The organism is Lutimonas sp. (genome assembly GCF_051011215.1).
GTDB lineage: Bacteria > Bacteroidota > Bacteroidia > Flavobacteriales > Flavobacteriaceae > Lutimonas.
On record NZ_JBPCUJ010000011.1, the window covers coordinates 1 to 12,005 of the forward strand.

The 12,005-nt window shown below is 36.0% G+C and carries 13 protein-coding genes; 9 read left to right on the forward strand and 4 right to left on the reverse strand.

Annotated features, from left to right (window positions below):
• Positions 1-145: 145 nt before the first annotated feature.
• The 4 genes from ACR2MV_RS01315 (at position 146) to ACR2MV_RS01330 (ending at position 2,205) form a co-directional block, all read left to right on the forward strand.
• Positions 146-739, forward strand: a complete 594-nt coding sequence (locus tag ACR2MV_RS01315) for a sigma-70 family RNA polymerase sigma factor (protein WP_434020069.1) — start codon at positions 146-148, stop codon at positions 737-739.
• A 105-nt stretch (positions 740-844) separates the two neighbouring features.
• Entirely contained in the window at positions 845-1,081 is a 237-nt protein-coding gene (locus ACR2MV_RS01320) for a thioredoxin family protein (protein WP_434020070.1), read from the forward strand.
• A gap of 10 nt (positions 1,082-1,091) precedes the next feature.
• Positions 1,092-2,066: a permease gene (locus ACR2MV_RS01325; RefSeq protein WP_434020071.1), complete on the forward strand. Its 975-nt coding sequence runs from the start codon at positions 1,092-1,094 to the stop codon at positions 2,064-2,066.
• 13 nt (positions 2,067-2,079) lie between these two features.
• A complete protein-coding gene (locus ACR2MV_RS01330; protein WP_434020072.1) occupies positions 2,080-2,205 on the forward strand; it encodes a hypothetical protein in 126 nt (41 codons plus the stop codon).
• A gap of 48 nt (positions 2,206-2,253) precedes the next feature.
• Here ACR2MV_RS01330 and ACR2MV_RS01335 read toward each other — a convergent pair whose 3' ends face one another.
• Genes ACR2MV_RS01335 through ACR2MV_RS01350 form a run of 4 tightly spaced genes read right to left on the reverse strand, consistent with a single transcriptional unit; the run spans position 2,254 to position 5,748 of the window.
• A complete protein-coding gene (locus ACR2MV_RS01335) occupies positions 2,254-3,258 on the reverse strand; it encodes a HupE/UreJ family protein (protein WP_434020073.1) in 1,005 nt (334 codons plus the stop codon).
• Positions 3,259-3,263: 5 nt separating this feature from the next.
• Positions 3,264-3,977, reverse strand: coding sequence for a hypothetical protein (locus ACR2MV_RS01340; RefSeq protein WP_434020074.1), 714 nt, complete (start codon positions 3,975-3,977; stop codon positions 3,264-3,266).
• A gap of 26 nt (positions 3,978-4,003) precedes the next feature.
• Positions 4,004-4,507, reverse strand: a complete 504-nt coding sequence (locus ACR2MV_RS01345; RefSeq protein WP_434020075.1) for a hypothetical protein — start codon at positions 4,505-4,507, stop codon at positions 4,004-4,006.
• Between the two features lie 8 nt (positions 4,508-4,515).
• A complete protein-coding gene (locus tag ACR2MV_RS01350) occupies positions 4,516-5,748 on the reverse strand; it encodes an arginase family protein (RefSeq protein WP_434020076.1) in 1,233 nt (410 codons plus the stop codon).
• A gap of 30 nt (positions 5,749-5,778) precedes the next feature.
• On the opposite strand from ACR2MV_RS01350, the gene ACR2MV_RS01355 reads away from it, so the two are divergent.
• The 5 genes from ACR2MV_RS01355 (at position 5,779) to ACR2MV_RS01375 (ending at position 11,740) form a co-directional block, all read left to right on the forward strand.
• On the forward strand, positions 5,779-5,922 hold the full coding sequence (locus tag ACR2MV_RS01355; protein WP_434020077.1) for a hypothetical protein: 144 nt from the start codon (positions 5,779-5,781) through the stop codon (positions 5,920-5,922).
• A gap of 187 nt (positions 5,923-6,109) precedes the next feature.
• Complete coding sequence (locus ACR2MV_RS01360; protein WP_434020078.1) at positions 6,110-8,176, forward strand: helix-turn-helix domain-containing protein; 2,067 nt, start codon at positions 6,110-6,112, stop codon at positions 8,174-8,176.
• A 566-nt stretch (positions 8,177-8,742) separates the two neighbouring features.
• Positions 8,743-9,822, forward strand: a complete 1,080-nt coding sequence (locus ACR2MV_RS01365) for a hypothetical protein (RefSeq protein WP_434020079.1) — start codon at positions 8,743-8,745, stop codon at positions 9,820-9,822.
• A 343-nt stretch (positions 9,823-10,165) separates the two neighbouring features.
• Positions 10,166-10,555 (forward strand): hypothetical protein, encoded by a 390-nt coding sequence (locus ACR2MV_RS01370; protein ID WP_434020080.1) that lies wholly within the window; start codon positions 10,166-10,168, stop codon positions 10,553-10,555.
• A gap of 165 nt (positions 10,556-10,720) precedes the next feature.
• Positions 10,721-11,740, forward strand: coding sequence for a haloacid dehalogenase-like hydrolase (locus tag ACR2MV_RS01375; protein WP_434020081.1), 1,020 nt, complete (start codon positions 10,721-10,723; stop codon positions 11,738-11,740).
• The last annotated feature ends 265 nt before the right edge of the window (positions 11,741-12,005 follow it).

Consider the following 12,005-nt stretch of genomic DNA (forward strand, 5'->3'; position numbering starts at 1 on the left):
GTGACTCTAGTAAAAAATTTAATATCTTTAGAACTATTGACTCTTTTAAGAGACGCTTACCCCGGAAAAATAAAAGGTCTCCAACAATTATTCTCTTCGAATAAAGTGAAGGTTTGCGGAAATCAGATCAACATTAAAGTGAAAGATGAAAAAAGAATGTTGCAATATTAATGAAATCGTTCAAGAGTTTTACAACTACTTGAAATCATATATTTCAGGCAAAGTAAAAGACAAATCCATGGCTGAAGACATCGTACAGGAAGTCATGATAAAACTAATTGAATCTCAACAAAAAGGGAAAGAAATAATCAATATAAAGGCCTGGCTTTTTCAAGTAAGCCGGAATACAATTTATGATTATTTCAATAAAAATAACATAGCGTATAATCTTGACAATGATTGGAACCTTACAGAAGAATCGAGTTCTGAAATGTCTAACATTTTGGCAGAGGATTATGTAATTCCGATGATTGAACTACTCCCTAAAGAGTATGCCACCCCACTGATGCTAAGTGACATCGATAAAATTCCTCAGAAAGAAATTGCCAGGCAATTAGATTTAGAGTTGTCGGCCACCAAGATGCGTATCCAGCGCGCTCGAAAAAAATTAAGAAACCAATTTGTTGAATGTTGTCATCTTGACTACGACAAACAAGGTAACTTTATAGGATGTTCTATCAAAGAATCCTGTGAACCACTTCAAAAAACCACAAAAGACTTAGAAGATAAGTCTCTGTAAATCTGATTTTTATAAATTATTTTAAAAAATAATTAAAAAACCTGTGTCTTTTCCTTACTTGATTCAGACTTCATAGAAAAGTTTAATTAATAAAAAACAAATCTTATGAAAACTGATATCAAAATTTTACATTCTTCCTGCTGTGCAACCGGCTCTCCAATTAAAGCCAATATAGAAAAAATTGCCGCTGACAACGGCAAAGAAGTCAGCATTACAGAATTATCCGAGTTACAAGACACCATGGTATTTGGTACCATGAATTTTCCATCAATTGTCGTGAATGGAAAAGTTTATGACTATAAAAAGTACTTCACTGAAGAGAAGTTATTATCCATTTTATAACATGTAAAAGATGGAAAAACTAACAACATTTCTTTCAGGTATCGCAGATTTTTTAGTCTACGATTTCTTCGGAATAGAAGAATCATCCTTGTTCAGTACTGCCCTTCATTATTTTCTGGTTGGATTCACTGAAATCGTTATTCTGGTCATTTTAGTGACCTACCTCATGGGCATTGTAACCAGTTACCTGCCCATGGATAAAATTCGAATTTATTTAGAGAAGAATAAAAAATCCGGGGTAGGAAACATCCTTGCATCCTTGCTGGGAGCTGTAACTCCATTTTGTTCCTGTTCTTCTATCCCTCTGTTTGTGGGGATGATGCAGGCCAGAATTCCCTTAGGAATGGCCTTGTCTTTTTTAATTACGTCTCCTTTGGTAAACGAAATTGCCATCGCTATCTTTTGGGTATCCTTTGGTTGGAAAGTTACCTTGATCTACGTGCTCACCGGAATTGTGTTAGGTGTCGTCGGAGGAATTGTATTAGAAAAATTAGGCATGGCAGCCTATGTGGCCGATTGGATAAAAGATTTAGGAGAAACCCAGGCTGAGCCAATTGAAGATAGCAGAAGCTTTGGCCAACGTTTACCTGAAATACATTCGGCTGCTTTGAAAACCCTTAAAAAACTTATTCCATATATTTTTGTGGGGTTGGCCATTGGGTCTTTTATACATGGCTATGTGCCTCAATCATTTTTTGAAACATATATTTCAAAATCCAATCCCTTTGCAGTTCCCATTGCTGTCATCATGGCAATTCCTTTATATATAGATGCGGTTGGCGTTCTTCCAATCATAGAATCTTTAGTAGATAAAGGAGTTCCTCTGGGTACCGCAATTGCATTTATGATGGGCTCCATTGGCCTTTCAGTACCAGAGGCTTTGTTATTGAAAAAAGTAATGCAGAAAAAACTAATCATCGCCTTTTTTTCAACCATTGCCATTGGGATGATCATTTCAGGCTTCTTTTTTAATACGATCTTTTAAAATTTCCTGAAACATGTTTATTTCAATTCACTGCAGGGCCACTTCTATTCATATCACGGCTACCGGATTCATGGCTGGTCGTGATATGCTTTGTGATTTTTACACTCAGGAAGGGACTTCAATCAATCGATTCCTGTAAAAAGAACGAAACACTTTGATGGGATTAGATCAAGAGTTAATGCAGGACCTAACTCATTAAAAAACCGTAAAAAATCCTTTCAATACCCCAATACATCGCCATGGTTCCGGCGGCATACATACACATTTTACCTAATTTCATTTCATTCTCATTGCTTATTGAAAACACTTTTGAAACCTTGTATAAAGCCAGAATCACCAACACAAATGCAATTTGACCCATTTCGATACCCAGGTTAAAGAACAAAAGACTTATGGGTACTTCATCAGCCGGAATACCAATCTCTGACAGGGCACCAGCAAATCCTAATCCATGTATCAAGCCAAATGCAAATGCCAGCAACCAGGGATACCTATGTGTTAAAGAAGATTTTCCCTTATACGCATTGAGTACTTCCACACATATCAGTACAATACTTAAAGCAATAATAATTTCAACTGGAGTTGACGGTAAATTCACATAACCAAGGGTTGCAAGGCCGAGGGTAATACTGTGTGCAATTGTAAACGTGGTTATGGTAGCCAAAAGAGATCTGAATCCAGAAATCAAGAACAGAAGTGTAAAAACGAATAGCAAATGATCCCATCCTGTTAAAATGTGTTCAACTCCTAAAACAAAATAAAACTTTGCGGACGCTGTCCAGTGGTTTGATCCCGCGCTAAATTCCGACAAATTTATGGTAATTAACCCGTTACTTCGATTGACAATTTTACTTAACTCATCGCCATTTTTCCATTTAACCTTGAACATGACCCCATTTCTGGCCCAATCTAAATAAATTATATCTTCTCTGGTCAAGGGAACTTTGGTCTTAAACCGATATATATTCCATCCATTGACCAGCTTGAAATTAGTAAAATCCAACAACTCAATTGCTTCAGAAAACCTGGGATCAGTATAAATTGTTACGTCATTGGAGCCTTTCTTTACGCGCAGGGTATAATAATTATTGTCTTCTTCAATGAGTTCCGTTTTGGACAATCCAATATCATGGGCAAACAAAGTTTGACCAAATAAGAACAGAACAACAACTATTGCTTTATAACTTTTCATCGGCTTTACTCAATAACTATATCATAGGTATTTGTATACGTTTCAAGCGTCTTTTTTAAAGATTCCTGCGATTTTAAATATTTATAATCAGCGAATAAACTCGTGCTATCTATACCTTGGTTTTCATCGGTATAATATTTTAATACTTTAAACTGTACCAAATGCTCGCCTCTTCGAATAGGCTTAGAAAGTTGATCAACGGGTAAGGTAAAAACAAAGTTTGCGTATCTCTCTCCATAACTTGCCGCAAAAAGGTCGAAAGGCATGGAGTCAATTCGGCTCAGGTCTTTTTCATTATCTCCAAAGATAGAGATGGTTTCAAAATCAATAGCAGATTTAATCGAGTATTTATTTCGCCTTGATTCTAAATAAGAATGAAGAGAATCCGGATCTGGATCCTGTACTTCACTTAGAAGTACGCCTCTCATATTTTTTATCAAACTTTCCCTGATCCTGGCATCCAATCTATCCAAGCCCCTCTCATAGGCCATATTCAGCAACATTTCATCCTGAATAAAAGAATTGAAAATTTCATTTTTTTCTTCCTCAGTTATCGGTCTTCCCAACAAACGTTCATTTTGACCAATCAAAAACTCTTGTGTTTGTCTGGTCAGTTTAAATTCTTTCTTCCCATCATTATTGCTTAGGTCATTCCACATAAAAATGATCACAGCAACTATAAAAAAATAAACTATTGGTTGGTTCAGGTATTTCTTCATGATCTGTTAGGTTACCAAAAAACGTCTTATAATGAGATCCCAATTTGAACACCATACGAAGTAATGTCCTTAGATTCGGGATAAAAATCGTGAATGATTGTCGGGCTTAATGAAACTTTCCCCAAATGAAAATCATAGGCTAACACACCCCTGTAATAATGATGCCATTTTTCGCTTTTATGCTTAGCACCTATGCCCAATGCAAGGGCCAAAGGAAATTTATCAAAAGGATATAAAACGCCCCCCACTGACAGCGCTATTATTTCAAAATCCGCACCCACGAAGTCAATAGCCGTTGCAAGCCCCCAACGCTTATTCAGACGGTATTCATATTCCAGGCCAATTTTGTATCCTGTTTTACTATTATAATCAACCGTATATCCAACAAAGGCAGAAAGATGAGAACCCGTATGGACCTCGTGAGAATCATGATGGTGCTCATCTGCAATTTCCTGTCCCCATGAAACATAAAAAATTCCATAGCACATTAAAACCAACAAAAATTTTCGGTGATCGAATTTCGCACCCATTCTAACTACTACTTATTTAACAAGTCCGGGTGTATATACAATGGATCTGTGATTCCTTTTTTTCTGGCTGAAATTCCTCCGAGTACGGCACGCATGAGTCTGTCTACCAATATACCCGTAGTTCCATGAGCATCATCTAATAAAGGATTGTACTCCAATATATCAACAGCCACCAATTCATTTTGTATGCCTAAAGCCCTCATTAACTGCAAGGCATTGGCCGAAGAAATTCCATCTGGTTCCTGAGTCCCCACAGCAGCAGCGTAGGCGGGATCCAGTCCATCCATATCAAAAGAGATATATACTTTTTTGCCTTTCACTTCTTCTAACACATCCTTTAGAGTTGCTTCCCATCCATTTTTTACGATTTCCGCCTGAAAATGAAATTTGAAGTTGTTTTTCGCCATCCATTCCAAATCAGCACTCCCTGGTTTCACACTTCTTAAGCCTATTTGAATAATATCCTCGCCTTTTACATAGCCTCTTTCAACAGCTTGGTAAATCATGTTTCCATTATGTAAAAAGCGACCGCCAAATCCTGTACTCATGGCATCGTAATGTGCATCAATATGCACTATGGCAAAGTTTCCGGCACCGTGTTTTTTGGTCAAAGCGGTAATGATGCCATACATTTGAATATGACTTCCTCCTATGGCCATCGGCATGGCATCAGCATCTAAAATCTCGCCCATCACTTTATGAACTTCTTCCAGCGATCGTTGATTGTGACCATAGACTGACGCAACATTGCCATAATCGGCTAATTTTATACTTTGTAAATATTCGGTATGTGTTTGAGGGTCATAATTAGCATCTCCATAAAACATATAATCTGATAAGGTTCGTAACTGGTTGGCAGCATACCTGCCTCCGGCGATGAGATTGTCATCAATATTAAGACCTACCATAGCTACTTCAACACCTCCCGCTTTTAAATCTTCGGATGTCAAGGCAATTGGAGCGCCTAAAAACGTTGGAAAACCTCCCATGGCAATTAATCCAACTTCATAACGCTGCGGGTTAATTAAACCAGCTTCTCTTTTAGGATCTTTCGAAGTATCTCTGCGAAGATGCCAGCCTTCTTTTAAAGGATCGTCTCCATCAAGCAACATGATATTTGGATTCTGAGGGTCTTTCCAGGGAAAGAATTTATCATCATCAGAGGTATTCTGAGCCACTGCCATCGTCACGCTACCAACAATAAACCCTGCCAGAACAATTAGTTTATGAATATTTTTCATTTTGAAGTTTTTAATATATTCAAATATACCATGAAATCATTTATGATTCAAATATGGCTCCGTGAAGGGATTTTACCAGATTTTCCGAACAATAGAGCGCCTCAATTCAATTTTGACAACGGACAGTTGGTACTGCCCCACCCTCCAACCACTAGGGAAGAAATGACCAAATAACTAATAGGAAACATGCTTGTCAGCAGTGTGAGAAATTACTGTATTGATCAAGCTTTAGATTCGTAATTAACTACTTGGCAATAAGTTAAATTTTGTAAAGAACAATTTCATAAAAGGAGCCCTTTTCGGTTTTCTGATTTTATGCTAACTTCATTTTACTTATATTTATATTCCAAGACCTTAAATTATGACTCAAAAGCATTCAATGGATGATGCCTTTATTCAAAAATTGAATGATATTCTTGAATTGAATTTATCCAATGAAAATTTTGGTGTTTCAGAATTAGCAAACGAGATCGGCATAAGCAGGTCACAATTACATCGGAAACTTAATTCGATTCTGGGGAAATCATCGAGCCAGTTTATTCGAGAATACCGCTTACAAAAGGCGTTGGAAATGCTGAAGTTGAATTCGGGAACGGCTTCAGAGATTTCATATCAAGTTGGTTTTTCAAGTCCTACTTATTTTAATACCAGTTTTAAAAATTTTTATGGTTACTCCCCCGGAGAAGTTAAATTTCAAAACGACACTGCACCAGTAAAGAAAACCTTCTCAAAAAAATTAGCAGCCATCATACCCATCATTCTTTTAGTGGCACTTGTTGTTTTTAACGAAGCCTTTAACAAAGAGAAAGATCCTGACTCGATCGTTGACAAAACCATCGTTGTCCTGCCATTTATTAATCTAAGTGATAATGAAGAAAACATGTATTTCTGCAATGGAATTATGGCGGGAATTAGAGATAATCTGGCCAAGATACCTGAATACGCTGTAGTATCCAGGAGATCTGCAGAACACTATAGAAATTCCACATCAACGCTAAAAATAATAGGATCTGAATTAGATGTTAATTATGTGGTAGAAGGGCAGGTGCAGCGCATAGGTGATCGGGCTATTATTTCAGCTGAACTTATACAGGTAAATAACAATAAAGTGCTTTGGTCTGAAAGATATGATAAGGATGTTTCAGAAATTTTTGCAGTGCAAGCCAATGTCATAGAATCTATAACCAACAAATTGGAAACTACATTATCATCGAAGTTACAGGATGAATTGAATGTTATTCCTACACAGGATCAATTGGCATATGATCATTACTTAAAAGGAGAAGAATATCGTTTTAAGGCAGACTATTCACTTCAGGAGGCAGAAGAATGGCTTTCAATACTCAGAAAAGCAAAATTATCTCATGAATTAGCCATTGAAAAAGATTCTACATTTGCTCAAGCCTATCTTGGACTGGCTCAAACCATTTTCGATAAACAAATTTGGGATAGATCGGATGAAAAAGAGATGGAAAGAGTTTTTGCTTTAACCAATAAAGCACTCCAATTAAATCCAAAGCTCTCCAAAGCTTATGTTACCCGAGGTTTGTATTATTTTGAGACTAAGTCTCCTGATAAAGCGATCAGGGAATTGGAATATGCTCTTGAATTAGAGCCAAATAATCAAAACGTCTTAAATACTTTGTGGATGTTGTATGACAGAGAACAAGATTTTACGAATGCCTTAGAGACTTTTGATAAACTCAAAAAAAGAATTGAAACAAAACAAGATAGCTTAAGAGTCTATGAAAAATATCGTTACTACTATGCCTTTTTAGATGACTATGAATCAGAACAACTGTATTTGGATAAAAAGGCCGCACTTAGGCCAGGGTTTTCAAATACCCAGGTTTGGTTATATACCAGAACACAAGAATGGGAAAAAGCTTTAGAACATATCAATAAGCATTGGAAAGTAAAAAATCAACAAACCAATGCATGGTTAGGAGCTTATAATGCACATTTTAATAACAAAGCAGCACTGGAACATTATAATAACTGGTATAAACAAGTTGAGAAAGAAGGCGTCACATGTTGGCTATCAAGCAGGTCATTCCACAGATATGGTTATGTATTGTTCAATGACGGGCAGATTGAAAAAGGAAGGTTAATGATTCAAAAACAAATTGACGAATTTGATCAATCACTCAATAGCAACCGTACAGCAGATCTTTGGGTCTATTTTGATTATGCTGGAGCATATGCTTTATTAGGCGAACATGATAAAGCATTTGAGATGTTGGATACGTTTGACAAATTGAATGGGTGGACCATGTGGGGAGGAATGGTTGAGTGTGCTAAAATTGACTATCAGTTTGATAACCTGAGAGAAGATCCTCGATTTCAAGAATGGGTAAAAAGCGGTGAAGAACAATTAAAAGTTGTCCAGGATCAAATAAGACCTCATTTAGCAAATCCCATACCTTAAAAAGTGATCAAATCAGGGCCTTTCTATTGTTGACCAGTTTCCTTATGGCAACTCAAATAATCAATGATTCTTATCATTTCTTAATGTTCATTGCCAATTAGTTAATAAAAAAGCCGAATTAGAAATAAATAGCCACTAGAATCATCTCATTTTCTTCACTTATCTAAATTGTTGAAAATCATTATTTTACATCTTTAGATACAACATAATTTAAAGCCTTGAAATAAAAATTTCAATTTTTCACATCATTAGTGTTATGTGTTGCACAACTGTAAAGATCATATTTGTGATAACATGAATCGTTCGTAACGATACATATAAACAATAGCACATGCAACTAAAGAAAGCCTTTAAATTATGATGAAAAGATTCAAAATTGTCTACGCTCTATTCTGGGTCATGCTGACGATAACAATGGCGTTATGCCTGGTATTCCTTATAAATGCATCCTCATAATGTCATGAAATTAGAACAGCATCTAAAGATTTAATCAAAACTTTTCCCCTGATTTTTTGAATACTAATTCTAACAAACAATTTAATTCATTTAACCTTAAACTATTTATTATGAAAAAACTATTAACCTACTTATTGGCACTGCCATTACTTTTGATGTCATGTCAAGACAACGAATTCGACTCTGCACCTGTACAAGAAAAAAGCGCCTCAAATTCAACCAAGTTAACATTAATGGAACTCACTATTGATAAAAGCAAACTACACAAAAAAAATTCAAATAAAAATAGTGATTTTGCAACCCAAATAGCTGCTCTTAACGAAGCGCTTCTTGGACATGGTATTCAAATTGAAAAAATGGAATTATTAGGCGCTGAGGGAGCTGGTAGGGATGTTTTTTTTAGTAACACAGGTAATAAGCAACTTGAAGCAGATTTTGTGCCTAATGACCCAAGAAACTGGTGGCCAAGCAATCCATATTTAGGAGAATGGACCGATGGATCTTTAGCATATTGGATGGATGGCACTGAACAAGGAACCACAAGCGGAATGAGCGAAGACCAAACAATAAAAGCATTTCAAAGTGTTATGAACACTTGGGGTTCAATCAATTGTTCTAACGGCCTTGTGCTGTCGGATCAAGGTATTACTTCACCAACTGATTTTGGTGATGTTGGCATTGTTCAATGGATAGTAACTGGGGGGCCGCAAGGGAATCCGAATGCTCAAGGTTACGATGGCACTGCTCCAGGATCAATTGTACATGCAGGTAATCTTGGTGCTTGGTTTTTTGATATAATTGGGGGGCCAGGTGGCGGAAGCAATATTCTTGGTGTTACTTTTACTTTTATCTGGGTTGATGCAAATGGACCGACGGACATCGATAACAATGGCAAAACGGACGTCTTTGTTAGAGAAATTTATATGAATGATGGTTTTAATTGGAAAGATGCTCCGGATGATGTTCTTTTCAATGACATATATGACTATGAAACAGTCATGTTACATGAAGTTGGTCATGGTTTAAGTCAGGGTCATTTTGGGAAAATGTTTGGAACCGCCGCAAATAGAAAATTGCATTTTGCTCCATATGCCTTAATGAATGCAGGTTACACAATTGCCAATAGAGAAATCATCGCTACTGATAGCGGAGGCCATTGCAGTAACTGGGCAGAATGGCCTAATAACTAACTTTGTCAAGTTTGCCTTAAAACAACCCGAGTGAATTATCATTCGGGTTTTTTTTAGGTTCTTCACCAGACGACAAAAACTACTCTGAAAGATTTAAAGTAAATTACCTGATTCTTTGAGCATTTCATTTTTTTAAATCCCTCCATTTAATGAAATGAATTTTGAATTGGTTCAAATATTTATTTCTAATTGTCTTACAATTAATTAGATCCGTTCTACCATTTTTAAAAACCTGAACTTCGAAATTTTTTAAGGATAATGTTAAGGATTTCATAATTGCCGAAAAAAAATTGGCGAATTAAAAAATAGCAGTAATTTTGCCGGCTTATTTAAATAAATCAATATGAAAAGTACATTAAGAATTTTAGTGTTAACATTAGCACTATCAGTTACCGCATTCACAACATCATGTTCAGATGATGACAAAGATCCACCAGTAATATCTTTTCCTACAAACGGAAATCAATATGAAGTTAAAGTTGGGGAATCTTTTAATTTTTCTTTCAACGTTGTGGCCGAAGGAGGTTATGCAAGTCATTCTTTAGAATCAACTACTGGTCAAGGCACCATAGTAGCTGATAATTCATCTATTGGAGAGGGAACAAAAGAATTCACAATTTCAGGGTCATATACTGCAAGTGATGTTGCAGGACCAGATGGAATAAAACTTACAGTTCAAGACAATGAAGGAGCAGAATCAAGTGCTATCATTAATGTAGACATCTTGAACTAATAACTCTTTTATAAAGCTTTAAAGCTTTTATGAATTAAAAATCCCGGAAAGAAGTTTCCGGGATTTTTTTATTGAGTAATTCTTCAAATGTTGAAATTTCGTATCTTCCAGTATCAATAAACGATCTAATATTTCCTATTATTCAAATAGTTTATACCTACATATATGAAGCGTATCTTATTGTTAGTTCTCATTTCAAACCTTTTCTTGAATTGTTCTCGGGACAAAGTTGATAAGGAGCAATCGTCACAAGCTTTGACAACTGATTTCCTCATTTCCTGGAATGATCTTGAAAACAAACAACGAATTCTTTCATTTGTAAGTGCAGCCACAGATCCAGAAGATCCCGGCTTTATAAAAACAGAAGATCGGATTGCTGTTTTTGACAATGATGGTACTCTTTGGACTGAAAAACCAATTTACAATCACGTATTTGGAGTCTTTCAAAGGTTTGAACAGGCAGTAAAACAACATCCAGAAATTCTCCAGGACTCTGTTTATTTAGCCCTGAATGAATTCATTAAAACCAACGATAAAAGCGAGCTCTCAATATTTATGAAAGAATTACAGGAAGAAAAATACAATGAAATTGTTGGGCAGGTTTTCGGAAAGGCCTTTGAAGGAATCTCAGTTGAAGATTTCGCTGATTGGAACAAAACGTATTATCATGAATGGAAGCACCCTGTCTTTAAAAAAACCCTTTCCAGCCTCACATATCAGCCAATGCTAGAATTCATTTCACTGCTGCAAGCCAATGATTTCAAGGTTTTTATCTTTACAGCAGATGAGGGAGCGTTTTTGAAATTATACTCAAAAGAACTTTATAATGTTGATCCTGAACATGTGTTTGGAACCGCTACAATGCTGGAGTATAAAGATGGACAATTGTATCGAACTTCTAAAGGTGGATTCCTTAATAATTGGGAAAACAAAGCGAAACTAATTTATCAGATTGTAGGTAAAAGACCCGTTGTTGCAGCTGGAAACTCAAACGGCGATTTCCATATGCTTCAATATATAAATTCTGGCAAAAATAATCATTTAAGCCTACTCATTCATCATACTGATAGTATAAGAGAATTCAGCTATGATTCTCATACCGAACATGTACTTCCTTATGCGCTTAAAAATAATTATGTAGTCATTGATATGGAAAAAGATTGGAAAACTATTTTTAAACAGTAACAAGCCAGCTGAATGATCTCTTTCTTCCGTAAAATCCGTAAAAAAATGGCTGATGATCACAGACCCTTACAATATGCCAGATATGCTTTAGGAGAGATCATCAAAGATGTCTATTATGGTGCATTTAGATACCTTGGCGACTGAAATACAGAACGACTCACTTTCTACATGGTTCAGCAAAAGTCTTCAATACAGAAAATTTTCATCCAAAAAAAGCAACTATACTACCTTGATTAATGAAGGGTTGTTAAACAGTATAGAAAAC

Coding starts and splice junctions, on each gene's coding strand:
- ACR2MV_RS01315 (WP_434020069.1), top strand. CDS start 146: ATGAAAAAAGAATGTTGCAATATTAATGAAATCGTTCAAGAGTTTTAC.
- ACR2MV_RS01320 (WP_434020070.1), top strand. CDS start 845: ATGAAAACTGATATCAAAATTTTACATTCTTCCTGCTGTGCAACCGGC.
- ACR2MV_RS01325 (WP_434020071.1), top strand. CDS start 1,092: ATGGAAAAACTAACAACATTTCTTTCAGGTATCGCAGATTTTTTAGTC.
- ACR2MV_RS01330 (WP_434020072.1), top strand. CDS start 2,080: ATGTTTATTTCAATTCACTGCAGGGCCACTTCTATTCATATCACGGCT.
- ACR2MV_RS01335 (WP_434020073.1), bottom strand. CDS start 3,258: ATGAAAAGTTATAAAGCAATAGTTGTTGTTCTGTTCTTATTTGGTCAA.
- ACR2MV_RS01340 (WP_434020074.1), bottom strand. CDS start 3,977: ATGAAGAAATACCTGAACCAACCAATAGTTTATTTTTTTATAGTTGCT.
- ACR2MV_RS01345 (WP_434020075.1), bottom strand. CDS start 4,507: ATGGGTGCGAAATTCGATCACCGAAAATTTTTGTTGGTTTTAATGTGC.
- ACR2MV_RS01350 (WP_434020076.1), bottom strand. CDS start 5,748: ATGAAAAATATTCATAAACTAATTGTTCTGGCAGGGTTTATTGTTGGT.
- ACR2MV_RS01355 (WP_434020077.1), top strand. CDS start 5,779: ATGAAATCATTTATGATTCAAATATGGCTCCGTGAAGGGATTTTACCA.
- ACR2MV_RS01360 (WP_434020078.1), top strand. CDS start 6,110: ATGACTCAAAAGCATTCAATGGATGATGCCTTTATTCAAAAATTGAAT.
- ACR2MV_RS01365 (WP_434020079.1), top strand. CDS start 8,743: ATGAAAAAACTATTAACCTACTTATTGGCACTGCCATTACTTTTGATG.
- ACR2MV_RS01370 (WP_434020080.1), top strand. CDS start 10,166: ATGAAAAGTACATTAAGAATTTTAGTGTTAACATTAGCACTATCAGTT.
- ACR2MV_RS01375 (WP_434020081.1), top strand. CDS start 10,721: ATGAAGCGTATCTTATTGTTAGTTCTCATTTCAAACCTTTTCTTGAAT.